19 protein-coding genes are annotated in these 24208 nt (G+C 37.8%); 10 read left to right on the top strand and 9 right to left on the bottom strand.

The genetic code is table 11. The annotated features are described in order from the left end of the window. Positions 1 to 513 precede the first annotated feature (513 nt). Positions 514 to 1023, bottom strand: coding sequence for a hypothetical protein (locus tag Q7657_RS04745; RefSeq protein ID WP_107165812.1), 510 nt, complete (start codon positions 1021 to 1023; stop codon positions 514 to 516). Between the two features lie 288 nt (positions 1024 to 1311). Between Q7657_RS04745 and Q7657_RS04740 the strand changes: the two genes are divergently transcribed. After that, entirely contained in the window at positions 1312 to 2256 is a 945-nt protein-coding gene (locus Q7657_RS04740; protein ID WP_107165928.1) for an SPOR domain-containing protein, read from the top strand. Positions 2257 to 2574: 318 nt separating this feature from the next. Continuing rightward, a complete protein-coding gene (locus Q7657_RS04735) occupies positions 2575 to 3570 on the top strand; it encodes a D-alanine--D-alanine ligase (RefSeq protein WP_107165811.1) in 996 nt (331 codons plus the stop codon). A gap of 52 nt (positions 3571 to 3622) precedes the next feature. On the opposite strand, the gene Q7657_RS04730 is transcribed toward Q7657_RS04735, so the two are convergent. Further along, a complete protein-coding gene (locus Q7657_RS04730; RefSeq protein WP_107165810.1) occupies positions 3623 to 4621 on the bottom strand; it encodes a tyrosine-type recombinase/integrase in 999 nt (332 codons plus the stop codon). 205 nt (positions 4622 to 4826) lie between these two features. Between Q7657_RS04730 and Q7657_RS04725 the strand changes: the two genes are divergently transcribed. Beyond that, positions 4827 to 5180 (top strand): DUF3319 domain-containing protein, encoded by a 354-nt coding sequence (locus Q7657_RS04725; protein ID WP_053989098.1) that lies wholly within the window; start codon positions 4827 to 4829, stop codon positions 5178 to 5180. 75 nt (positions 5181 to 5255) lie between these two features. Here Q7657_RS04725 and Q7657_RS04720 read toward each other — a convergent pair whose 3' ends face one another. Next, a complete protein-coding gene (locus Q7657_RS04720; RefSeq protein ID WP_107165927.1) occupies positions 5256 to 5768 on the bottom strand; it encodes an ATP-dependent zinc protease family protein in 513 nt (170 codons plus the stop codon). 80 nt (positions 5769 to 5848) lie between these two features. Then, positions 5849 to 6478 carry an HAD family hydrolase gene (locus Q7657_RS04715; protein WP_107165809.1) on the bottom strand — a complete coding sequence of 210 codons (630 nt, stop codon included), beginning with the start codon at positions 6476 to 6478 and terminating at the stop codon, positions 5849 to 5851. 121 nt (positions 6479 to 6599) lie between these two features. Here Q7657_RS04715 and yciH point away from each other — a divergent pair, with 121 nt between their 5' ends. Continuing rightward, entirely contained in the window at positions 6600 to 6923 is a 324-nt protein-coding gene (yciH, locus tag Q7657_RS04710) for a stress response translation initiation inhibitor YciH (RefSeq protein WP_107165808.1), read from the top strand. A gap of 79 nt (positions 6924 to 7002) precedes the next feature. Here the strand turns inward: yciH and Q7657_RS04705 are convergent, their stop codons facing one another. From Q7657_RS04705 to Q7657_RS04695, 3 genes are all read right to left on the bottom strand, one after another. Next, entirely contained in the window at positions 7003 to 8091 is a 1089-nt protein-coding gene (locus tag Q7657_RS04705; RefSeq protein WP_107165807.1) for a choloylglycine hydrolase family protein, read from the bottom strand. A gap of 262 nt (positions 8092 to 8353) precedes the next feature. Further along, complete coding sequence (locus Q7657_RS04700) at positions 8354 to 9376, bottom strand: linear amide C-N hydrolase (protein ID WP_107165806.1); 1023 nt, start codon at positions 9374 to 9376, stop codon at positions 8354 to 8356. A gap of 146 nt (positions 9377 to 9522) precedes the next feature. Then, complete coding sequence (locus Q7657_RS04695) at positions 9523 to 10818, bottom strand: hypothetical protein (RefSeq protein ID WP_107165805.1); 1296 nt, start codon at positions 10816 to 10818, stop codon at positions 9523 to 9525. A gap of 211 nt (positions 10819 to 11029) precedes the next feature. Between Q7657_RS04695 and dtpA the strand changes: the two genes are divergently transcribed. Further along, a complete protein-coding gene (dtpA, locus tag Q7657_RS04690; protein ID WP_107165804.1) occupies positions 11030 to 12541 on the top strand; it encodes a dipeptide/tripeptide permease DtpA in 1512 nt (503 codons plus the stop codon). Between the two features lie 8 nt (positions 12542 to 12549). Here dtpA and Q7657_RS04685 read toward each other — a convergent pair whose 3' ends face one another. Then, positions 12550 to 13491, bottom strand: a complete 942-nt coding sequence (locus tag Q7657_RS04685; protein ID WP_107165803.1) for a patatin-like phospholipase family protein — start codon at positions 13489 to 13491, stop codon at positions 12550 to 12552. Between the two features lie 45 nt (positions 13492 to 13536). Next, positions 13537 to 14679, bottom strand: a complete 1143-nt coding sequence (gene cfa / locus Q7657_RS04680) for a cyclopropane fatty acyl phospholipid synthase (protein WP_053989089.1) — start codon at positions 14677 to 14679, stop codon at positions 13537 to 13539. Positions 14680 to 15192: 513 nt separating this feature from the next. Here cfa and Q7657_RS04675 point away from each other — a divergent pair. From Q7657_RS04675 to Q7657_RS04655, 5 genes are all read left to right on the top strand, one after another. Continuing rightward, positions 15193 to 16149, top strand: coding sequence for an NlpC/P60 family protein (locus tag Q7657_RS04675; protein WP_181319830.1), 957 nt, complete (start codon positions 15193 to 15195; stop codon positions 16147 to 16149). Between the two features lie 444 nt (positions 16150 to 16593). Beyond that, positions 16594 to 17661, top strand: a complete 1068-nt coding sequence (gene wecB / locus Q7657_RS04670; RefSeq protein WP_107165802.1) for a non-hydrolyzing UDP-N-acetylglucosamine 2-epimerase — start codon at positions 16594 to 16596, stop codon at positions 17659 to 17661. 3 nt (positions 17662 to 17664) lie between these two features. Further along, complete coding sequence (locus tag Q7657_RS04665; protein WP_107165801.1) at positions 17665 to 19863, top strand: glycosyl transferase family protein; 2199 nt, start codon at positions 17665 to 17667, stop codon at positions 19861 to 19863. Continuing rightward, complete coding sequence (locus Q7657_RS04660) at positions 19860 to 22874, top strand: NfrA family protein (protein ID WP_181319828.1); 3015 nt, start codon at positions 19860 to 19862, stop codon at positions 22872 to 22874. The genes Q7657_RS04665 and Q7657_RS04660 overlap by 4 nt, the downstream gene beginning before the upstream one ends. Then, on the top strand, positions 22796 to 23719 hold the full coding sequence (locus Q7657_RS04655; RefSeq protein ID WP_107165799.1) for a DUF4434 domain-containing protein: 924 nt from the start codon (positions 22796 to 22798) through the stop codon (positions 23717 to 23719). Before Q7657_RS04660 ends, Q7657_RS04655 begins: the two co-directional genes overlap by 79 nt. Positions 23720 to 24208: the final 489 nt, after the last annotated feature.

Here is a 24208-nt window from a genome sequence, read left to right as displayed (position 1 = left end):
TAATAAATTGGTATTAAATTTACATTGTTCTTTTTTTTAACAAAAAACAAAGAGTAAGATTGATTGTATAAATATAATGAGCGGTGTGTTTAATTTTTTATGTATAATAAAACAAGTTAAAATAATATCATTTATATTTATGGTGATAATATCAGGGATATTTGTAAATATATTAAATTTTTCGATTATATTTTTGATTTATAAATTACAGTGATGTTTAAATTAATAAATAATGGACTATGAACTATATTATATAAATTATTAAATGTTATTGTTTGTGAATGCTTTAACTTTGTACTGTTATATACTTATTACTTAGATATGGATTAATTGAAGAGATAAGTGAATCTCTAAGTAACTACCTTTCAAATACAATGGTTAATGATTATTGCTTAGGTATATTGATGAGTATGTTCTGATGCTTACAGCAAAATAGCCCATTGTTAGGTAAAAAGAGCTAATCTGAAACTCATCAGTTAGCTCTTTTCGTTATTGGTGCATATATTAAACCCATTACACTTGGTAACGGGTTTTATCGCCAATATCAAAATGTAGTGGCATACGCCATTTATTAAATGCTGCTAAAGCTAATAAAATTGCACCTAACATAGCACAAGCTATTACGCCAGCTTGTACATTAAAGATTAAGCAAAACCAAAAGCCAGCTAATACTAATGGTGTTAGTAAGAGCGCTTTTATCTGAAAGCAAAAGTATTCTTTTACCGCTAAAGCACTAAATACAAATAAGGCAGCACCTAATGCTAATGGTTGCCATAATCCAGCGATTAGCCACATAGCAGCAAATAAACCAGCACCTTGAATTAACCAACGAAAGCGTTTGTCGTAAACATGGACTGTTGTTGATGCTAATAAAGCAACGATAACGAGAAACGGGGTAGCTTGAACGGTTTCGTAACCAATGATCGCCATGATTAAAGCGCCAACACTTAATGCTGAGCGATAAAGAATCACGGTTAGTTTATCTAACATATCAAGATCGCACTGAATATGGGGATCAGCCATACAAACTCCTAGGGGACAAAATTAATAACAAAATTGTTCATATTTTACGTTGTAGGGTGATAAGCATGAAATAGTATTTAAATGATTTGGCATTTCATTGACTTGAAGGACTATAAACTACAAATTGGAGTCAAAAATGGCTTTTACTCGAGTGAAAAGATCGTGAACACGCTAGCATATATTAACGATGCCTGAACTTAGTAAAGGTTATAGTTGATTGGTGAATAAAGGGACGGCAAAATACCGAGCATGATGTTGCTTCACTTAATCTTAGGTCTGAATATAATTATGAAAAAAATCCTCGCCATCAGTATGCTAGCCACACTTACTGGTTGTATGTCTCTGTCTGATAATCCAGCACCTGTCGAAAAGGTTAACCAGCCAGTTAATGCGCAAAAAATGAAGCCTATTGATACGGTTGCTCAAGTTGAAGCATCTGTTGTTTCAGAGCCGTTATATCTTTCCAGTGATTCGGTTGCGATCAGTGAAACACAACTGCCATTAAATAATGCGAATGAACATGCAGCGTCAGTTGATAATACTGAAGCTGCCCATACTGAGCATCCAAATTCAGCCCCTGAGACACAAGAGCCAGCAGTTGCTGATGCTTCAGAGCAAACACATCCCGATCAGGTGAATAATGATCAAGAGCGTATGGTTGAGATCGTCGGTGAAGATCATCAGGTTTCTCCGGATCGTGTAGAGCAAACAGCAGAAGCTCATAATGCAGAAGTTGCACCTGCTGCGGTAGCGACAGAGCAAGCAATAGATAATACTGCAACACATTCAGAACAAGCTGTTGAACCAAAACAAGAAAGCCACACGGCAGTTAAACATGAAAGCGCTGCTTCTGATGAACAGACTATTGAGGCTACTCAACCTGAACAAACAACAGTTGAAGGTGGAGAAACAACGACAACAGAAGAAACGCCTGTCGGTGAAAAGACTACATCGATTACAGGTTATAGTATTCAGTTATTAGCATTGCGAAATGCGAGTGAATTCATGCCGTACTTAAACCAATTACCAAGTGATCAGCCTGCATGGTTAAACGATAAAACTATTAATGGCAGCAGTGTGTATACCTTGTTGTATGGTCATTATAGCGATTACGATGCTGCAAAAGCGGCACTGGCAGCTATGCCGAAAAAGATCACTCAAACAGGTGCTTTTGTACGAAATCTTGCAGATATTGAAACAACCCAATTTCCAAAGCTAGAGCGTATTCGTTAATCATAACTTACGTTTTAATATAATAGTGAGAAGCCATTTACTTAGGTAAGTGGCTTTTTTATGGAACAAAATCGAGCTTTGAATCTCAATTGATTGTTAGTCCTGTGTTAGATACGTTGATTTACTAAGCAAGTAAGTAATCAAATTAAAAATAAATCACTAATCACGCGAGCAGAGGGTGCACAGTTTAGTGTTTTTTGATTACTATATTCTCCACACAGACTTTGACGATTTTGCATTGGTTTTATCTATATCAAAGTTATTACTTATTTTACGTTAACGCATTTAATGGGTTAGCGGTATTTACAAGGGATGATGATGAGTTCTATCCATGTTTTATTACTATGCGGCGGTGGTAGTGCCGAGCATGAAGTTTCTCTCGTATCAGCGAACTTTATCGAAGAACAACTAAAAGCGATCAGTGGCGTTACTTACACTCGTGTAGAAATGACGAAAAATGACGGTTGGTTAGATTCTGAAAATCGTCCATGTGAGTTAAACCTAGATAAAACATTGATCGTCGGTGATCAAGAAGTTGTGATTGATTACGTTATTCCTTGTGTTCACGGTTTCCCAGGTGAAACGGGTGATCTTCAATCTTTACTAACATTAGCGGGTCTGCCATTCCTTGGTTGTGGCGCTGAAGCAAGCACAAATTGCTTTAACAAAATCACGACGAAACTATGGTTTGATGCGCTGAACATTCCTAACACGCCTTACGTTTTCCTAAGTGAAAATAACCAAGAAGCGCATCAAGAAGCACTTGAAGCGTTTAAAAAGTGGGGCAAGGTATTTGTTAAAGCAGCATGTCAGGGATCGTCAGTTGGTTGTTATTGTGTAACCACTGAGCAAGAGTTAACAGATGCTGTAAACAATGCATTTGGTTACTCTGATCAAGTACTTATTGAAAAAGCGATTCGTCCACGTGAACTAGAAATTGCTGCTTATCAATATGGTGACGAGCTTGTGATCACTAAGCCGGGTGAAGTCTCTTGTCCGACTGATAAGTTCTACAGCTACGAAGAAAAATACAGCTCAGATAGCCTATCAACAACGAAAGTTGAAGCTGATAACTTAACGGAAGAGCAAATTGAAGCGATCCGCACTTACGCACGTAAAGCGTTTGTACAAATGAAGTTGAAAGATTTGTCTCGTATTGATTTCTTCCTAAGCGAAGATGACGAAATTCTACTAAATGAAATCAATACCTTCCCGGGTATGACGCCAATTTCTATGTTCCCTAAGATGTTAGAGCATCATGGTCATAAGTTTGCTGAGTTCATTGAACAAGCGATCAAGAACGCAGTGAAGTAATCATCACGTTTAGCAAAATATAAAGCCCGTTAACATGCTTATAAACAAGTAGTTAACGGGCTTTTTTGCTGGTGGATGTTAAATTATTTATCACTGTTCTTCTAGCGAATTTCTTCAATTCATTGTCCCGCTTACCACGTTGACCAATATATTGCGCAGGCATTGCAGGGCTTCGCCAACGACCTTGGTGCTGTATTTGGCTCACGGTTAATCCAGCATCAGCGAGATCTTGGCTGGCACCAACACGAGGGGATTGCCCTGAGAAAATCACATCAGTAGGTAAGTCTAATTCTTGGCTGGCCCGACGAAATACACGATAGATAGAAGAGTGATCCAGTGGGTTATCACCGATATTACTATGACGGTCTATGCGCCTAAATAGGTAACCTTGTGCAATCATCCCAAGGGTTAACCAGCGTTGTACTGCTTTAGATGACACGTCACTTAAAGCAATGATACGTCCATCAACAGTGATATTAATTAATCCTGATTGCTCAATTTCAAGATCATCAATGGTCAATGCCGCGACTTCAGAACGTTTTAACATTGCCTCAAAAGTGATAGCCCAAATTGCCATATCACGAACGTCTTTCGGTTTGGTAGAAAGGGAGAAGGTATCCAATAGGGTTTGTAAGTGGCCATCTCTAAAGCCTTGTGCATGAGTATAATCATCATGTTTATCAAGTCGTTGCTTATGCATCGCTAATTTGATTTCTTGGCTTTGGCATGGATTAGGTAAGGCGTGGCACTTATGAATTAAACTGATAGTTACAACGTAACGCTTGAGGCTGGATAGTTTACGACTTTCTGCCATTTTTTCGATAAAACGATGTACTGTTGAGGCAGAGGCCGGTAAGGGCGTTACTTTATTCTTTTCACAAAAGACTAAGAAGTGGTTCCAGTCGTTTTTGAACGCGACTAAGGTATTGGCTGCATAATGATTATGCGTAAGTGATTGCCAAAGTGAAAGGTTATCTGAGACTTGACTAAATTCTGCAATACTCGATTTCTTTTGTGTGTCGCACTCAATAACAGGAATTTTTTTTGCCATTTACACACCTAACGCACTATAACTTTATACATTGACTAAATTGTAACATATAAAATTGAACAAGGTAGGCAAAAACGTACAAATAAGCCTTAACAGCATGGAATTGCTAGTTATAATTAAAAAAGGTGATTAAGTTGTTGAACATTTATGACAATCAGCAATGCGATCACTATGAGCATTTGGTAGTAGAGCAGGAATAAACTGTATGAAAAAACGGATTTTTCACCGTGGATATACGATCGAAAATACAACAGGTGTCACCAATGAGTGGACATCTTCGATTAAAGGAAATCCTGTCAGCGGTACACTAACCGAGGTGAAAAAAAGCGTAGATTGGTGGTTAGATATGAGTACTTTTATTCCGCCCCAAAAGTTCTCTTCTCAAACGACGAAATCAGGTTCCACTTCTGAAAACTATCGTGGTTTTACTATCCGTAACGATACGGGGAAATCTAACGAGTGGTACTTGGTATTACGAGGTCAGTTACTAAAAGGTAATGCAACGTCTATTAAGCAGTACCTAGATAAAGTCATTGAAAAACAAACTAAAGCACAATAAATAAAAGCAGTAGAGTCAGCTCAAAACAAAACAGCCTGCAATAAAGCAGGCTGTTTTATTTAGAAATCAGAACAATTAATCATCTTCATCATTTTTGGTTACGTCAACAAGGTAGTCATTAGCTAACCAGTTACGGCCAATCAATAGCTTGTATTCTAACTTGCTGCGATCGCGTAGGTTAACTGGAATTGCTTTATGTTGACCGTTCCAAATTAAATCCATAACGACTGCGTAACGGCGTTCTACACCTTGAGCATTACGGATTTTACTGACCTTGATGATCTTAGCGGTATGTGAAACTTCCTGACCAAGCTCATTTTTAGTTTTAAACGTCACCATATGACCAAGGTTGTCGTACATTGCCTTTTTACTGTCATCAGTATCCGGTTTACCATCTACTTTAATATCGTAAGCATTGATAGATGTTGTATTAGCACCTGTATCTATACGGGCTTTGTAGCTAATCCCTAAATCTTTTACTTGGATCGTTTCAACAGGGCCGACAATCGATTTACCATCACATTGCGGGGCTGCAAAGGTTGTTCCTGAGGCAAGTAATAGCACCGCAGAGATAAGAATGTTTTTCACACGTACTCCTGAATGAACATTATTATTCTTTCAAATAATAGACTTATTTCATGATCATTGGTTCAAATATGTGTCAGAAATTATTTAACTAACTGTGTTTTTACACTAAACATAGCAAGGAGTTCTTCTATTTCATCAATGCAAGATTGAGTAGGTGTAAAATGTACGGTGTTAAACCCTAAAGATTTTGCGGTTTCAATATTAGGGTAATGATCATCAATAAATAAACATTCATGAGGATTTAGCTCATAACGTTTGCATAAAAGATGGAATATTTCAGGCTCAGGTTTCATGGTCAGCTCTTTTCCTGAAACAACGCCACCATCAAAGAACGATATGAAATGATGCTTTTCATAAAGGGTTTCAAAAAAAGCACTACACATATTTGTTAAGTAATAAAGTGGGTAATTCTGATCGAGTAATCTATAAAATAACGCTTCAGTTTCAGGAATTTTCTCTAGGCTTAATTGAATATGATTAAAGAAGTCTTCCATACGTTGAACGGAGATATTCGTTCTTGCTGCAAATTTAGGGATTTCTTCAGCAATAAGCATGGTGCCACGATCAAGTTCAAGCCAGTCTGGGTGTGCCAGTACTTCACGCATTAAAATAGTCTGCTCATCAACAGATTGAGTGAAAGTTTCAACAATATGTTGAGGCTTCCATTGAAATAACACTGCGCCAAAATCAAATATAACGTTCCGAATCATAAGCAGTTCCGTTTAGTGTTCTTTTCTTGATAATATTAGCTGAAAGTGAATAAGCAAGGCTCATACCTGAACTTTAAGGCTTATTCACATTAACTCCGCAAATGATGAGACTGATTGCATAATGAATGATAACAGCCGTTTAGTTTTCTCAACCGAAACTGGTCGAATTAAAGAAGAAAAAGCAGCACCTGAACGTCCAAAAGGTGATGGTATCGTACGTATTCAACGTCAAACAAAAGGACGTAAAGGCAAGGGCGTTTGTATTGTGACGGGCTTAGATGTTGAAGATACACAACTGAAATTAATTGCGGCAGAGTTGAAGAAAGTGTGTGGCTGTGGTGGTTCTGTAAAGGACGGCACAATTGAAATTCAAGGTGATAAGCGTGATGTGATTAAAGCGCATCTTGAAAAGAAAGGGCACACAGTTAAATTAGCCGGTGGTTAATTAATCTGAACAAACGAAAGACCAGTCGATAACGACTGGTCTTTTTTATTGCCAACGACTTTTTATTCGTTATTGTTATTTATTTTTGAGCAAATTGTGCTGTCACATCTTTATAAGTATGTGTTGATTCCATTTCGATTACTTTAGGTGCTTTTAAGCCTTTAAGTGATTCAACGATGTTTAACTTCATATGCTCAGGTGTTAGGTAAGTTTTGAAGTAGTAGTTTTTATTTTTAGTATCTGCAACAGAAGTCCATACTGTGTAATCAGTAAACACACCATGTTCTGTTTTCTCACGGATCACACCCTTTGGAATATCGAATGCATTTAAGATATGGAATGCATTAAATACGGCATCATCAGCGTTCTTAGTTGGCTCGGATGCGTTCACAAAAGATGTTGCACGAACAAAACGGCTTGGTGAAGTGTAATCGCCAGGTAGCCCCATCATGCCAGTACCTTGACTTAGTGCGGTCAGTTTAACGCCGTTAATGGTCATTGGTTGTGTGTTGTATGGTGATAGACCAATGTAGTTACGAACATTCATTTCATGCCAGTCGTACGAAGGCGTGTTAGTTACCACCCCCAGTTTATTATCGAAAATCTTCATGCCCGCTTCAGAATATTCAATAACAATCGAATGACCATTGGCATCGGTTACAGCGTAATGTAATGGTGCAAAACCGTTAATTTCAGGAATAAAAGTACCGACAACAGCGATATTTTTTAAGCCTTCTTTTACTTCTTCTACGTTTTGGAAATTAGCAAGAATGTAGTTACCTAGTTCTTCACTTGATACTGCTTTTGATTGGTTTTCTGCTGTTAGTTTTTCGTATTTCGCCAGACCTGAGAAATAGAAAGCACCAAAGTACAGACCTTTCTCGTTCATACCATCTGCGATAATTTTACGATCTAAACCATTAGCACCGCCAAAGCCATATTTTGCATTATAAACAAGACCTGTTTTGTCTTTGTCTCCACCCAATGATTGAATTTCTGTACCTGCAGGAACCATTACAATGTCTGATTTGATATCAAAGCCAAATTCCATCGTACGAGCAGGGATGGTTGCGCCATCTTGGCTCTTTAAAACAATGCCTGTACATGCTGATGCAGTTGATGCCGCAAGTGCCATACCAATAGAAAGTGGTAATAGATATTTTTTCATTATGTTTGCCTTTAAGTAAAAAACTGCAGTTACAGTACGAGAAAAAAAGTCAAATAACCTAAATGCAGCTTTGAATTGCACTGACTTATGTTTTTTTATGTTGGTTTATATGGCTGGTTTTAAAAGAAAAATTGAAATAAAGCGGAAAGGTGCCTCGATTTTACAAGGGGCGATGGAAATGGGGCATTACTAATGTAAGCCCCATATTATCTAGCATGATGCTGGATTAAGGTGCATTCAATGAGACGAAATGCATTCAAGATTAAAATAACGATGTTAGATCTTGGAAGTGATGTGATGATTCCATTTCAATCACTTTTGGTGCATCTAAACCTTCAAGTGCTTCAACAATATTTATCTTACATTGCTGTGGAGAAAGGTAAGTTCGGAAGTAATAGTCCTTATTTCGGGTATCAGCAACGGATGTCCAAATGGTGTAATCATTAAACACACCATGTTCATTAACTTCTGAAACTAAGCCTTTTGGGATATCAAACGCATTAAGGATATGGAAGGCATGGAAAACGCCTTCATCAACACTTTTTGATGGGATAGATAAATTAACGAAAGCCGCAGCACGTAAAAAGCGGCTTGGTGATGTGTAATCGCCAGGTAACCCCATCAAGCCTGATCCTTGACTGAGTGCGGTGAGTGTAACGTTATTATTTATCGCAACGGGTTTCACGTTCTCGGTGGATAAACCAATATAATTGCGAATATGAGTCATATGCCAGTCAAAGCTTGGTGGGTTGGTCATCACACCAATTTCATTATCAAAGATGGTTAAGCCTTTTTCGCTATACTCAATAACAATGGCACCGCCGTTTGCATCAACAACACTATAGTGCAGAGGGGCAAAGTTCTGGATCTCTTTGATAAAAGTTCCTACCACCGTCACCTTGTTTAATCCCTCACGCACTTCATCGACGGTAGCGAAGTTAGCAAGAATATAGTTACCTAGCTCTTCGCTTGATACAGATTGCGATTGATTTTCTGGTGATAACTCAGAATATTGTGCAAATCCTGCAAAGTAGAAAGCACCAAAATACAATCCTTTTTCATTCATACCATCAACAATGATATTACGCCCAAGACCGTTCAAACCGCCAAAACCATATTTCGCTTTATAGACTAAGCCTGTTTGTAACTCATCACTAGACAGTGAAGATATTTGTGTGCCAGCAGGAACAATAGCGATATTGGACTGAATATTAAAACCAAACTCCATAGTTCGAGCAGGAATAGTAACGCCATCTTCACTATGTAAAATAATACCTGTACACATTTTATAGTCCTAATTTTCATGAGTAATAATATCGAATATAGCAAGTTATATTCGGTTAACTAATTTTTATAGTGAGTATTGCTAACGAGATAAAAGAAAGGCCGATATAGAGGCTAAACTATATCGACCTTGTGAGGTGTTTATTGTTAAGGTGAACATCTGTCATCAATCATGGCTTGAATATGTGTACCGTAGAAAGAATCATCGCCAACCCAACCTGCAGGATCTGCGGCATTAGGCATGGTTTGATTTGCTGCTTTTTTTAACAGCATATTGCAGTAACTAAAGGAAAGATCACCGATTTCATGACAACTTGCGCAAGCTCCGTCACCTAATTCAGCAAAAGCAGGGGGATTACTCCAGCCTTGTGATGAAACGGGCTGATAACGCACATTCGGATCAATATCATAATCGCTAGAAATATCGATAGTTGTGCCAGGGTGGATTAAGAACACATTCTTACCTCGGTGACATTGGGTACAGTTTTCTCCAAGCATATCGCCATTATGAATGTCGGCAATTTTGAACGTGAGATCTTCACCACCGCGAAGGCGTTGTCCGGTTTCTTTGCTGATATTGTCCCAAAAACACGCTTTACCGGTGTTTTTACTTTGGCAAATAATACCCAGTAGATCGACTTCATTAACACCTGCTGCTTCATTAATACGCCAGCGTGGTAATGCCATACAAGCACCCGGAACTGTGGGATCACTGTATGCCCATACTTCAGTACGATCACTGCCTAAGAAATCAGTTTCTGCCACACCACGGTATTCCCAATCACTTGATCCCCAATCTGGTGGGATTGGTACATCGTTATCACGACAAGTTTCAATGTAATCATCAGAATCTTGTTGCTGAGGTGGAATAAGTATTAAGTGTTCAAGTAATGAACGTTGGCTAAGAAAATCCAGAATCCAAGAATAATCGGCTAACCGTGAAATAGGATAAAGCAAGTGAGTGTGATGACGGAATAAACGAAAAGAAGGGAAGTACTTATCTTGTACTGCTTTGTCTGCATTACTTAACATGGCATCAATAAGGCTATTTTTAAATAATACTTTATCGATATCTTGTGAGTCTTTTAATGTTTCAAACGCGGTTTGTGCTTCAGAGAATGTTTTTTGTTGCTCGTCGGTGAGGTTTGGTAAGACATCGTTGATGAGCTTATCTTGCATGAGCAGCACTTGATCTTTATCTAGCTCAAGTTCTTTACCGTCATTATCGTAAATCAAGCCATAATAACCATTTGAAATGTCATCAACGGCAAACTTAGGTTCAACTTGTTGATCTTCGGTCTGATCTTGTACTTGGTCTACTGCATCATTAACGGTATCAGCAGCGTCTTGTACAGCATTTGTTGATGAATCGTCAGAGCCTCCACCGCCACATCCCATAAAGGCCAGTGAAGTAAACACAATTAAGAGTGAAGATAGTTTCATGATTAAGTCCCATATTAATCGTAAGGAAAGCACCTAAAAACATAATAGTGAGACTAAAGGTGTAACGAGATTTCAGAGTTAAGAATCGCAGAACAAAAACAGGAATGTTCTATAGTGAAGGGGGAGTTATTGCTAAAGAGGATATTGATACTGCTAGGTTATATACATAATTTACAAACTTATGTTTCAGCACATAAATACTTTTTCCTAAATGCTGCGTGATAATATCTTAAAAAAATGCTTTAAAACGCAAAATAAGAGAACAAATATGTCAGAACTCAACGTTTTTAAACAGCCAAAACCCTTTTATCTTATTTTCTCAATAGAATTTTGGGAACGCTTTGGCTTCTATGGCATGCAAGCCATTCTCACTGTATATCTAGTTGATGTACTGGCAATGACAGAAGCTGAGTCCTTTACGCTATTTGGGGCTTTCTCAGCATTAGTGTTTGGTTCCATTGCGATTGGTGGATGGGTAGGTGATAAAGTCCTTGGTACAAAACGCACTATTGTTTTAGGTGCTATCGTGCTAATGACTGGTTACGCCTTATTGGGTTTTTCAGCGTCTAGTGAATTTAATAGTAAAGAGCTTATTTTTATAGCAATGGGCTTTATTACTATGGGTAACGGTTTATTTAAAGCAAACCCATCAAGCTTACTAGCGAAAGTGTATGAAGAAAATGATCCGAGATTAGACGGTGCATTTACCATGTATTACATGGCGATTAACCTAGGCTCGTTTATTTCAACACTACTAACACCTTGGATTGCAAGTAAATTAGGCTATGGCATGGCATTTGGGGTAAGTGCTATTGGTCTATTGATCACTGTTGCAAACTTTGTGGTTAGTCGCCGTTTGGTTAAAAATATTGGTTCAGAACCAGATAAAAAGCCGGTAAATGTTGGGAATTACCTACTTATTGTTGTTGGAACGATTGTACTGAGTTTAGCAAGTGCTTATTTGCTACAGCATGTTTTCTACGCACACCTTATTTTAGCAATAGTGGGTGTTACCATTGTCGCGCTTTACTTTAAAGAAGTTGCGAAAACAACAGGTTTAGAGCGTTCAAAAATGTTGGTGGCTTTTGTACTGATGCTACAAGGTATTGTGTTTTTCGTGTTGTATTTCCAAATGCCAACCTCGTTAAACTTCTTTGCTATCCATAATATTCACCACAATATCTTTGGTATTGATGTTGAACCTGAGCAATTCCAAGCATTAAGCCCATTCTGGATCATGGTTAGCAGCCCAATCCTTGCGATGGTTTATAATAAAGCAGGTGAGAAGTTCTCCATGCCATATAAGTTTGCACTAGGTATGGTGTTATGTAGCTGCGCGTTCTTAGTTTTAACGCTAGGTAGCCATTACGCAGATAGCAAAGGGCTATTAAGTTCTAACTGGTTAGTATTTAGCTACTTATTACAATCACTGGGTGAACTACTTGTTTCAGGTTTAGGTTTGGCAATGATTGCTCAGTTAGTACCACAACGCATGATGGGTTTTGCGATGGGTATGTGGTTCTTAACATCAGCAACTGCTGCTGTGATCGCTGGTTGGGTAGCAACATTAACAGCAGCACCAAAGGGGATTACTGATCCGCAACAAACCTTGCATTTATACAGTACAGTTTTCCAAGAAATTGGTATCGCAACAGGGGTAATTGCACTTATTACATTGCTAATTGCACCTAAATTAACCCGTATTATTCAAGGTCAAAACTAACAAACTAACTAAGCTGATTGGCAACAGTCACACTGACAATAAGACATCATGGTGCGTAAGAAATACTGACCAATATGTTTTCCATGTTCATAATCATGGTTAAGTGAGTGAATATCGCTGCCAATTAGCTTAGATTTCAATGCCCGGTGAGGATGTATTTCAAAAATATTAACGTCATCCGGTGGATTCAATAAAAACGCTTCTGTTTCGTTGTATGCCTGTTCATGGGTTAACAACATATCGATTAACTCAGCCGTCTTGGTTCTGGGTAGCCCTAATTTCACTTTATTCAGCCATTCATGATTGCCATTACAGCCAATAGGGTTGGTGCGAATAACAACAATATTCTTATAACCCCGTTTATAAGCTTCAATAGCAGGGATCGGCGCATGTAAGCCACCATCGACCCAGTAATGCTCTTCGGAGTATATTGGTTTGCGATTCAAAACAGGGATCGCACATGAAGCCTTTAAATGTTGATCCCAATTATCTGAATTGAGATCAAAATAGCCTGTCTCTTTATGATCAATGCCTGAGGCTGTGGCTAATACCGTTCGATTAGCCATATTCTTTCTACCGGTTTCCCAATCTAATTTTAAATTGGTTTGTGTCTGCTCCAATAACCAATCTAAATTCATTCCACCGCGAGCAGAGAAGAGTTTGGTATAACTAAAGAACTGTTTCTTTGTGGTTATTTCTGTGATAACACGATAAGCGTGTTTTTTTTGCTCACAGATATAAGAGGCAAGATTCAATGAACCAGCAGATGTTCCAATTAATAATGAAAATGGATTAAATTCATGTTCAAGGAATATATCAAGTACACCAGCAGTAAATATACCTCGTTGACCACCACCTTCAGTGACTAAAGCGATCTCATCAATATGTGATTTTTCTGCATATAAAGCTTCTAAATTATTTAGACAGTAAGAAATATGTTTCCCGGTCATGAATTAAATCCATTTCAATATTAGTTATTTTTATTAATGAATACTTTATGCAGCACGAACAGTTAATGGCAGTTCACGACCATTTTTAGTCAGTGATAATTGAATCAGGTTTAAATCACGAGCGCGGAAAGCACCGGCACAACTTAATAGATAATAGCGCCACATACGGTGAAAACGTTCGCTGTATTGGTCTGAAATTTTGTACCAATTTTTCTCGAAGTTTTCACACCATGCCATTAGAGTGAGATCATAATCAGGACCAAAGTTATGAATATCTTCAATGTTCATTTTTCCTTCAATAGCCTGACTTAATTGGGCGATAGAAGGAACGACACCGTTCGGGAAAATATATTTATTAATCCAAGGGTCTGTTTGGTTTACAGATATAGGGTTACCAATAGTGTGCAGTACAAAAATACCGTCATCTTTTAAAAATCGATCTGCACATTGGAAGAATTCGTCATAATTGTCAGGCCCAACATGTTCAATCATACCGATGGAAACAACACGGTCGTATTGTTCTTTTGGTTGGTATTCACGGTAGTCTTGAAGAATAATCGTGACAGGTAAGCCTTTTTCATCTGCCAATTGCTGACCAAGTTTCATTTGCTCTTTAGATAACGTTAAGCCATCACAAATAACGCCATACTTTTCAGCTGCATAATTCATAAAGCTAGACCAACCGCAACCAATATCCAATAAGCGCATACCCGGTTGTAAATCTAATTTACGGCAAATTAGGTCTAATTTATTTTCTTGTGCTTCATTGAGGTTTGATGCGTTTTTCCAGTAGCCACAAGTGTAAACCATACGTTTATCTAACATATTAGTATATAAATCATTACCAATATCGTAATGAAAAGGGACGTCTTCTTTTACTCGGGAAACGGATTGGTGGTTAATGAAATTTTTTAACTTAGAAACCCCAATTTTTGCTGCTAATTTAAATTTCTCGGCATTGGTTAATTTTTCTTCTATATGTGAACGTAATAACTTGGAAATTAATATATCGATACGTTCACAGTCCCAAAGGTTATCCATATAGCCTTCACCGAAAGCAATAGTACCTTTAGTTAAAATATTATCGAATAATTGGTCATCGTGAACGGTAATATCCCAAGAACGGTCACCATTAATCTTAACGTCAGCTTGTTCTAATAATTTGGAGAAAAATGCTTTGTTTGCCATAAAAACACTCTTTTAATTAATTGTTTATGTTTAATTCATTTGTTTTATTAATATGTTACTCAAAATTCGGTTTTATAAAATTTAAAACGAGTTAAATAGACGTTAAGAAAACCTAAACATATTGATATGTAAAAATATAAAACATTGGATTATTAATAACAGAAGGGGAAAATTTAACCTCGATAACTCATTAATTAGAGATGGTAATTATCTATATATAAGCCGTTATTCAGTGAGTTATCTCACTATGGTGGTTAGATATAAAGCATTAAAAAAGAAAAAGGAATAAATAACGCACAATATGAAATTGTTTGGTTAAAAATAGAGTTTATACTTTAAATTGAGAAAAGTTTCTTTTCATTTTTGGAAGGTTAGTAATGAAAAATTCTAGTTTGTAGAGTTCGGAATATTATATAGAATTCAAGCCACAATATTGCTTCAGTTGATAGAAATCACTACAGGGTTGTTAATTTTAGATTTCTATTCGATAAATAAAAAATAACTTTTATTAAAATGTCTTTTTCTTCTCGCCACAAATTAAAAACAACCATAAGAACAACGCTATTAATGTCGATGATGGCGTTACCTACAGTAGCTTCAGCTCATACACAGCATAAAGTTGAGCATCACGAGAAGCATTCAGTTAAAGAAACTCACCACCATAAACAACAACACGTTTCTGAACCGAAACATAAACACGTTGAAAAACACGAACATCATCAGGTTCAATCTCATAAAATTGTTGCTAAGGCTGCTCATCATACAAGTCATGCACATCATACAGCACGTGAGCATGAACATAAGCCTGAAACGGCACATCATGAAAATCATCAAAAGCACACTTCAGCATCGACTAAACATGATCACCATCGTGTTAAAGAAGCGAAACATCATGAATTAAAAGAATCCAAGCATCATGTAACGCATACCATTAAACATGTCTCTCACCATGATGCTCATAAACATGCAGTAAAGCATACTCACCACCACCAAGTACCACGAAAACACGTTGTTCCTGTTGATTACTACACAACAAAAGGGCATTACGGACATCACCGTTCGGTGTGGTCATCATTAATGCACTTTAGGCTTACAAGTCATTTTAAATCAAAGATTTGGCACTCTTATGAGCACTGGGCTCACACCCCATACCGTTATGGTGGTACAACTCATCGAGGGATTGATTGTTCAGCGTTTGTAGGGCGTGTTTTCTCAGAAGTTTTCCATATCCATCTACCGAGAACATCGCTAGAACAAGTTAAGCTTGGGTTTAAAGTGAAAAAAGAGAATGCTCACTACGGTGATTTGGTTTTCTTTAAAACGGACGGTGGGCATCACCATGTGGGAGTTTACCTAGATCATGGACGTTTTGTGAATGCCACCAGCTCTCGTGGGGTGGCGGTATCTAATATTAATCACCCATACTGGCGAAAACGCCTATGGCAAATTAGACGTTTAGTCGCCGCTTAACTAAAAACGCAGCTATATCGCTGCGTTTTTTATAATGAATTTTAATAAAGAAACTTAACAAAGACTTATATCTCTTTGAATTGAGAATTTAAATGTTTAAGTTATTTTGCGCTGTTATTTTTTATTGAGTATTTAATAGTAATTATTCACTAATGATATTTATTCTTATCTGATTATTAGTGAGAAAAATCACTTCTTATTAACAGTAATTTGAAATAAGCAAAGGAATAATCGGCTATTATGCGTGTTGCTTTAATCGAGCAATGTTATTTTTTCGTAAAAACAATAACTTATTAATGGGAATATAATTTTTTATTAAGATTATATTTCATTTTTATGGCTAATTAATAAAAAGTGCTTTTGATAAAATTTTAAAGTAAGTAATTATTTGTGCACAGATATAATGTCTGCTTGTTTTTCTGTGTGTAATAAAGGAGAAGTTAAATGCCTAAAAAAACACTTATTATCACAGGAACAAGACCTGAAATAATTAAAATGGCACCTGTATATAATCAGTTTAAACAACAGGGACAAGCGATAGAGTGGTGTCATACAGGTCAGCACGATACGCTTGCTGAACAAACCTTTGAAGTATTTGATATTAAGCCAGATTATGTTTTTCAACGTCCTGCAGGTAGCACGCTAACAGACTTATTATCTGGTTTAATGACAAATATCCAACCGTTATTACTGCAGAATGCTTATGATTGCGTATTGGTTCATGGTGATACTAGCTCAACATTAGCGGGCGCAATGACGGCTTTTTATGCTCAAGTACCTTGTATTGGCCATGTTGAAGCAGGCTTACGCTCTGGCAATTTACAGCACCCATTTCCTGAAGAATCGAATCGCACCTTAGTCGCTCGTATCGCTAACTTACATTTTGCGCCGACAGAAATGGCAAAACAGGCATTATTGTCTGAAGGGGTTAATCCTGAAAGCGTGATGGTTACGGGGAACACTGCTATTGATGCGCAGAAACTGCTACTTGATAAAGGCATATTAAATCCAGAAATCAACAATACAGTCTTAGTTACAGCCCATCGCCGAGAAAATTGGCAATCAATTCCAACGATATGCAAAGCGATCAAACAGCTATCAGCACTTAAACCTGAATTACATTTTATTGTCGCCGTTCATCCAAATCCGACAGTAAAACAAGCCGTTATCGATAACCTAAATGGGGTAGAACAAGTCACAATTGTTGAACCATTGGATTATTTAGCACTACAACAGGTTTTAGCGTCATCAGTGCTTACCATGACAGATTCCGGTGGCATTCAAGAAGAGGCACCAACCTACGGTACGCCTGTCGTGATTTTAAGAGAAACCACAGAACGCCCTGAAGCCTTAAATTTAGGTTTATCAGTATTAGCAGGCGCAGAAGACAGTAATCGTATTGTTGATGCTGCATTAACTTTATTAACACGTGGTAAATCAACACAGTGTGTAAACCCTTATGGTAAAGGCGATGCATCAGAAATGATTTGCCAGCGTGTAAAAGAGTATTAATCCATGGATATGTTTGATTTCTTTCTCTATTACCTCTACGGATTACGTGTCGTGCTGTTTGTCACCATGGTGACGCTTTGTGTCTGTGGTATCGATGACTTGTTTATTGATATCTATTACTGGGTACGTCATTTCTGGCGAAAAGGAACAGTATATAGAAAGTTCTCGCGTAAAAACGTTAACGATCTTTATCAGAAAGAAGAGCAGCCATTAGCGATCATGGTGCCAGCGTGGCAAGAGTTCGGTGTGATCGACAAAATGGCAGAGCTGGCTGCTTCACGTTTAGATTACGAGAATTACCAGATATTCGTAGGTACTTATCCTAACGATCCTGAAACGCAAAACGATGTTGATCGTGTTTGTGCGCGTTTTCCTAACGTACATAAAGTGGTATGCGCGCGACCAGGGCCAACCAGTAAAGCGGATTGTTTAAACAACATCATTGCTTCAATTGTTGAGTTTGAGAAAAAAGCCAAAATCGAATTTTCAGGCTTTATTCTTCATGATGCAGAAGACATCGTGTCGCCAATGGAACTTCGTCTTTACAACTACTTATTGCCTGATAAAGATCTGATCCAGCTTCCGGTTTATCCCTATACCCGTAAATGGTATCAAATGACCCCGGGTCACTATGCCGATGAATTTGCAGAATTACATGGTAAAGATGTTGTCGTTCGTGAAGCGATTGCAGGTCAGGTACCAAGTGCAGGTGTAGGTACTTGTTTTAGTCGTAAAGCGATTACTAAATTATTGGAAGAAGGTGAAGGTCTACCGTTTGATGTTCAATCACTTACTGAAGATTACGACATCGGTTTGCGCTTAAAACAGTGGGGAATGAATGAGATTTTTGTTCGTTTTCCAATCATTGAAAAAGATCAGCAAACACTAAAAGAAGACTCATTTGGGGTATCACTACACGACGGTAATGTTGTCTGTGTTCGCGAGTATTTCCCAACCACATTTTCAACAGCTGTGCGTCAAAAAAGCCGTTGGATCATAGGTATCGTATTCCAAGGCTTTAAAAATCAGAAGTGGACTAGCGATTGGAAGCTAAACTACTTCCTATGGCGTGATAGAAGAGGCTTTATTAACAATACAATTGGCTTCTTATCTATGCTTATCTTTCTACAATTAGTGGGCTTAAGTATTTATTCCTACTTGGTGAAAGATGGCTACCATTTTATGTCAATTATTGCCAATGACAGAATTACGCACATTATCCTTGTCGTTAATACCTTGTTGTTAATCAACCGGTTATTCCAACGTTTCTTCTTTGTTAGCCAATATTACGGTTACTTGGAAGGGGTATTATCACTACTGCGTTTATGCTGGGGTACCGTTATTAACTTTGCAGCAAATGTACGAGCTATTCATCAGGTGATCCAGCAGGGGGATGCACGTCGTGTTGCATGGGATAAAACCACCCACGATTTCCCATCTATTGCTGATGAAACAAACAAAAAACCGATCGGTGAAATTTTAAAGCAGAATAAGAAGATCTCAGAAGAGATGCTTAACAGTTTATTAGAAAATATGCCGAAAAACCGCTTGTTTGGCTCTTACCTTGTAGAGCAAGGCATTGTAACTAATGATGATTTAAGTAAAGCCATTGCTGAGCAATATGATGCTGAATTTGAACACTGTGATCCTTTTGAATTGGATCCTGAGTTGATTGATTTATTACCTAAAAAGCTCGCATTGAAATACTCAGTACTACCATTACGTAAAGATGGTGAAATGCTCATTTTAGGTAAAGAGATGCCACTTAGCCCCGTTGCATTGGCGACCATTACGCGTCGTTTGAAGTGTCCCGTTAAATGTGTGATCACAACCAATGGTGCGGTGACATTAGGTTTACGTTACTGGTATTTAGATCAGAAAAATATCAACCCTTACCAAATCATCGAAGATGAAATAGGTGATGATGCGAGTTCTCTAGATAACTATAAGAAATTGATTGATAGATATTTTGCTAGTCAAAGTCAGCTCGGTCAGTGCTTATTGTTAAGCAATAAAATTGAACCTGCGGTATTAAATCAGGCAATTTTAGCGTTTGAAAAAGAAGAAGATAAAAGCTTTGGTGCTTTTTTGATCAGCCATCACTATGTTACTCAAGATGCGGTTAATGAAGCGCTTGAATTACAAATGGCTCAACAAATGAATGCCAGTAACCTTATTAATGAATGCAGACAATACTCATGAATAAAATAAAAAAAACATCACTTGCTATCGCCTGCGCATTCATGAGTATCAATGTGCATGCCAATGATATCTATGCTCATTTATCAGATTCTGAGCATTTTCGCACATATCCGTATATTGATAGGGCTTACGAAGAACAAGCAAATAAGCAATATGCAGCAGCATTGGCTGAGGTTGATCACGCTTTGATCATCGCTCCCAAGCACATACCGTTTTTAAAGTTTGCATATCAGTTAGCGGTCAGTGCCCAAAAGCCTGTCAAAACACAGCTTAAGTATTTATCACAGATCCCAAAAGATCAGCGGGGTGATGACATTCTTAATATGTGGCTACAAGATGCTAAAAAAGGCAAGTTTTACACCAATTCGCAATTGAAAAATATCGCGGATACATTAACTGAAAAACAAATGCGCAGCTTGTTTCTCGATAACTTATATAACCTTAATAAGCACCATGGAACTACAAGTGCATTGAAATGGAGCGAAGGAAAGCCACTGCAATATAAGTCGCTAGCCGCATTACGTTTTGAGGCCTATAACCTTTACGCCCAAAAGCAATATGCTAAGGCACAATCGATCTTAGAAGCGCTTCATCATGGTTCTCACAACAATGAAACTGATCTTAAGTTTTTAGCCTTAAACACATTAGCAAATGGTCATGAAAATAAAGCATTAAGTTATGGTGCGAAACTGACATCGGTAAGTGATCAGCAAGCGTTTTACGGTCAATACATTGAGCATTTACTTGCCACCTATCAATACAGTAAAGCCAAAGTTGAGCTTAACCAGTTACACGCTAAAGATGCGTTACCTGAATCCCTAGCGAAACAGCGTGATTACTTAAACTCACTTGATAAGCAATCGCTAAATGCATTCTCGGCAATGACACCTTGCCTGAAAACCACATTAACTGAGATTGGCGAGAATAAAAAAGCTCAAGCGATTCGACAACTTAAACAGTGTGATCCTCAAACAGATTCAACCATGTGGATCAAATTAGCGAGTGAGCTAGGTTTATATCACCAGATCGAAGCGATTGACTTTAAGCATGCAAGTGCGAAAAAGCTGAAAACGATGGTGTTATTAAGCCACTATAAACAGCAAAAGGCGTGGTCGAAAGTTATTAACTTACTGCACGATGACTACCATTGGGAATCGTTGTCTCGTGAGTTGGCTTACGCGTATTCACAACAAAGACAATACAAAAAAGCCGCGCAAATCTTATTCCGTATCTACAAAATCGATCACCACAATAGCGACTTAAATCATGCCGTATTTAATGCGTTAAAATTGCCAAATGGGGATGAATTAGCAGCATCAATGATAAATTATGGATTAAAAACCCATAAGCGTAAGTTACTCACTGATCCTCACGTAGTACAAAACATTATTGATATCGCATTACGCAAAGTTGAGCTATTTTCTCCGCAAATAGTAGCGGACGCCAATAAGATAAAAGTGACATTGTCACCTGAAGTATGGCAAATGCAACATCAGTGTCAGGTATTACAAGAAGCTACACCGACAACAGACTTCTTAAAACAAGCCACAGCGTATTGCCTTGCTGACAGCGATCCACTGAAAGCTGCCCAACATTACAGGGCATCATTGAATGGTCAGCCAACACAGCAACAAGCGTTAACGTTAGCTCAATGGTTTGCTAAAGGAGAAGACTACAACACCAGCGCAATATATTGGCATAAAGCAGTACGTACTAATGACGATTTAAAAAAACTCACCCCGTATTCTCGTTATTTGTATATTCAGACACTTAATGAGACAGGGCAAACAAAGCTCGCCAATCAGCGTTGGTTAGCATCGGATTTTGATCCGCATAATGAACAATGGTGGCAGCTTGGTATTGAAATTGCGAAAAATATGGGTGATCAAAACCTATTAATATCACGCATAGAGCAGGGTGCAGATAATACCCAGTCGTCAGTATTAACCAAAGACTTCGCAAGATACATTGCTAAAAACAACGATAAAGCATTGGCAGATCAACTGTTTAAACAAGATAAAACCGGTAATGCCAGTGCATTCTTGGGGTATCAAACGTATCAAGAAGATCCAGCATTAGCGCAACGTGCATTTGCCAGTGCGTATCAACATCCGAAATATAAAAAAGATGTCAATATGATTGCGCAATATGCTGATATTGTGAATAAAAACGGCGATACAGTACTTGCATCTCAGTTATATAAAGCAGCCATTGATCAAGAGCTAACCAAACCAGCACCAGACAAGAAGTTGTTAACCTACTTACAAAGTTCACATAAAAACATCAACTTAGGTTGGAAATACAATGTTGCTGGTTGGATTGGGACAGATCAACAGCAAGCAATGCCAGGGGTATCTAACAGCACAGGTAATTACTTCTTATATGGTGAAGCGAAATACTATTTTGAGCATCCTTGGTTGCCACGTTCTGCCGTTTCCATTGCTACATTAAGTAATGGCGGATTTGCTGATTCATCGTCGGATAACACCACAGATTTAGATTTATCGTATCAAGTTCAGCCGATTGCGAACTATGATACTTATTTAAAAGCCGGTGTACGCCAACGACTTATCGGTGATGATCATAAAACACGACCTTATATACGTGTAAGTTCAAACGTACTTTCAAACGATAAATGGTCAAAAGAATGGAAGCCTGATCTCAATCATTGGTTATATCAGAACCTTTATGCCGATGGTCTGTTATACCTAGATAATATACATGACTATATTTTGTTTGGACGTTACGAAATTGGTCAAACATTCAAGATTAAAAATGATTACCAACAAAGACTTACGCCATATACATTCATACAATGGGCGGATGACAGTAACAACACATCTACCGTAACTGGCTTAGGCGCAAGTTGGAACTGGAAATCACATAACACCAAATATAATGGGTTAGACGTAGATTCAGAAGTAGGTCTCGAATGGCAACACACATTACAAAGTTCACAGGTAAACAAGTCAGACGATGCTGTCTTACTGCGTTTTTCTTTTTCCTTTTAACTGGCTGTGAGCAAACAGTAGATAGTCACGATCTTGGTATTTTCTATCAACCACTTAACCAAGATCGTGATATTCCATTACAGCAATGGCAACACTTTGGGACAGAAATAAAAAGCATTGGTATCAAAAATGTCGTGATTCAATGGACAAAATACGGCAATGAAGCGTTCGGAGAATCACATGGTTGGTTAGCAAAGCGAATGGAAGCACTGCAAGAGGATAATATAAAATTATGGGTAGGGTTATATTCCGATCCCAATTACTTCCGTCAAATACATAGTGATGCAGCAACACAAAAAGCGTATTTAAATGAGTACTTTGCACAGTTACATAAATCATACTTACAGTGGCAAACGTGGTTAAAGATACACGCAAGTAAAGTGCAAGGATTGTATTTGCCGTTAGAGTTAACTGACTATGATTTCAAAACGCCAGCACAAAGGGAACAACTGGCACAAATCTTAAAACAGCAAGTAAAACTGTACGATGAACCGCTAATGATCAGCCTTTACTTATCTGGTCAATTACCTGAAAACCAGATAAAACAATGGACAGAACAGCTGACAGGTTTAGGTTTAATTGTCTACGTACAAGATGGCGCAGGAACGCAAGCGTTAGCAACGGATGAGCGCCATGCATACTTAAATAACTTGGGTTGTAATGTCGGTGTTATTCGCGAAATCTTCGTGCAAGACAAAGATGCCAAAACTTTCAAAGCTGATCGTGTCAGTAAAGGCAAACTCGACAGTATTTTGAATGAACAAACGTGTCATCCAAACACCATGTTTTCTCTACGTTACTTACCAATCGCATCCAATCCTTTAAAACTGGTTGGTGAAAAGTAAACAAGCCGCCAAGCGTAATTAAAACAGCCTCAAATTCTTACCGAGTTTGAGGCTGTTTTGCTTTTGGGTAATTCCAAATAATCCTTGTTCAAGAATGCATAGCGTTCGCAGAGCAAGAATTATTAATGGTAATTACCTATTTTATGGTAAATCCGCAATACTGTTAAATGACCCTGTAACGAACTAAAAAGCATGATGAATCAGTAAAGTAGTGGGGATTATGTGACAGTTATAAGTCAGCTATAAATGATACTATTAATCCAGATATCGTATTTAACTTATATGAACTGAATGGGAAGTTCATGGTTAGCTGTGTTTGTTAACCCTTGTATTATAATAAATAATTGATACTATTGTCTTGTACCACCAATAGTAGGTTCATGAATCAGTGTTTATATAGCTATATGAGGTGTTTTTCCCAATTTTATTTCTCTATTACTTCATGAACTACATACTGCACTTGATAAAGGCTTAGGGTGAGGGATGAGG

Origin of the sequence: Candidatus Photobacterium acropomis (assembly GCF_030685555.1) — a bacterium.
Taxonomy (GTDB): domain Bacteria; phylum Pseudomonadota; class Gammaproteobacteria; order Enterobacterales; family Vibrionaceae; genus Photobacterium; species Photobacterium lucens.
Note: the sequence above shows the minus strand (reverse complement) of the source record. Positions and strands in the feature narration are given on the sequence as shown.

Bases quoted from the DNA above. Each gene is read 5' to 3' on its own strand.
- Q7657_RS04730 (WP_107165810.1), bottom strand. From the start codon at position 4,621: ATGGCAAAAAAAATTCCTGTTATTGAGTGCGACACACAAAAGAAATCG.
- Q7657_RS04735 (WP_107165811.1), top strand. From the start codon at position 2,575: ATGAGTTCTATCCATGTTTTATTACTATGCGGCGGTGGTAGTGCCGAG.
- Q7657_RS04665 (WP_107165801.1), top strand. From the start codon at position 17,665: ATGGATATGTTTGATTTCTTTCTCTATTACCTCTACGGATTACGTGTC.
- Q7657_RS04700 (WP_107165806.1), bottom strand. From the start codon at position 9,376: ATGTGTACAGGTATTATTTTACATAGTGAAGATGGCGTTACTATTCCT.
- yciH (WP_107165808.1), top strand. From the start codon at position 6,600: ATGAATGATAACAGCCGTTTAGTTTTCTCAACCGAAACTGGTCGAATT.
- wecB (WP_107165802.1), top strand. From the start codon at position 16,594: ATGCCTAAAAAAACACTTATTATCACAGGAACAAGACCTGAAATAATT.
- cfa (WP_053989089.1), bottom strand. From the start codon at position 14,679: ATGGCAAACAAAGCATTTTTCTCCAAATTATTAGAACAAGCTGACGTT.
- Q7657_RS04715 (WP_107165809.1), bottom strand. From the start codon at position 6,478: ATGATTCGGAACGTTATATTTGATTTTGGCGCAGTGTTATTTCAATGG.
- Q7657_RS04740 (WP_107165928.1), top strand. From the start codon at position 1,312: ATGAAAAAAATCCTCGCCATCAGTATGCTAGCCACACTTACTGGTTGT.
- Q7657_RS04705 (WP_107165807.1), bottom strand. From the start codon at position 8,091: ATGAAAAAATATCTATTACCACTTTCTATTGGTATGGCACTTGCGGCA.
- Q7657_RS04695 (WP_107165805.1), bottom strand. From the start codon at position 10,818: ATGAAACTATCTTCACTCTTAATTGTGTTTACTTCACTGGCCTTTATG.
- Q7657_RS04660 (WP_181319828.1), top strand. From the start codon at position 19,860: ATGAATAAAATAAAAAAAACATCACTTGCTATCGCCTGCGCATTCATG.
- Q7657_RS04725 (WP_053989098.1), top strand. From the start codon at position 4,827: ATGAAAAAACGGATTTTTCACCGTGGATATACGATCGAAAATACAACA.
- Q7657_RS04685 (WP_107165803.1), bottom strand. From the start codon at position 13,491: ATGACCGGGAAACATATTTCTTACTGTCTAAATAATTTAGAAGCTTTA.
- Q7657_RS04745 (WP_107165812.1), bottom strand. From the start codon at position 1,023: ATGGCTGATCCCCATATTCAGTGCGATCTTGATATGTTAGATAAACTA.
- Q7657_RS04675 (WP_181319830.1), top strand. From the start codon at position 15,193: ATGTCTTTTTCTTCTCGCCACAAATTAAAAACAACCATAAGAACAACG.
- dtpA (WP_107165804.1), top strand. From the start codon at position 11,030: ATGCTGCGTGATAATATCTTAAAAAAATGCTTTAAAACGCAAAATAAG.
- Q7657_RS04655 (WP_107165799.1), top strand. From the start codon at position 22,796: ATGGCAACACACATTACAAAGTTCACAGGTAAACAAGTCAGACGATGC.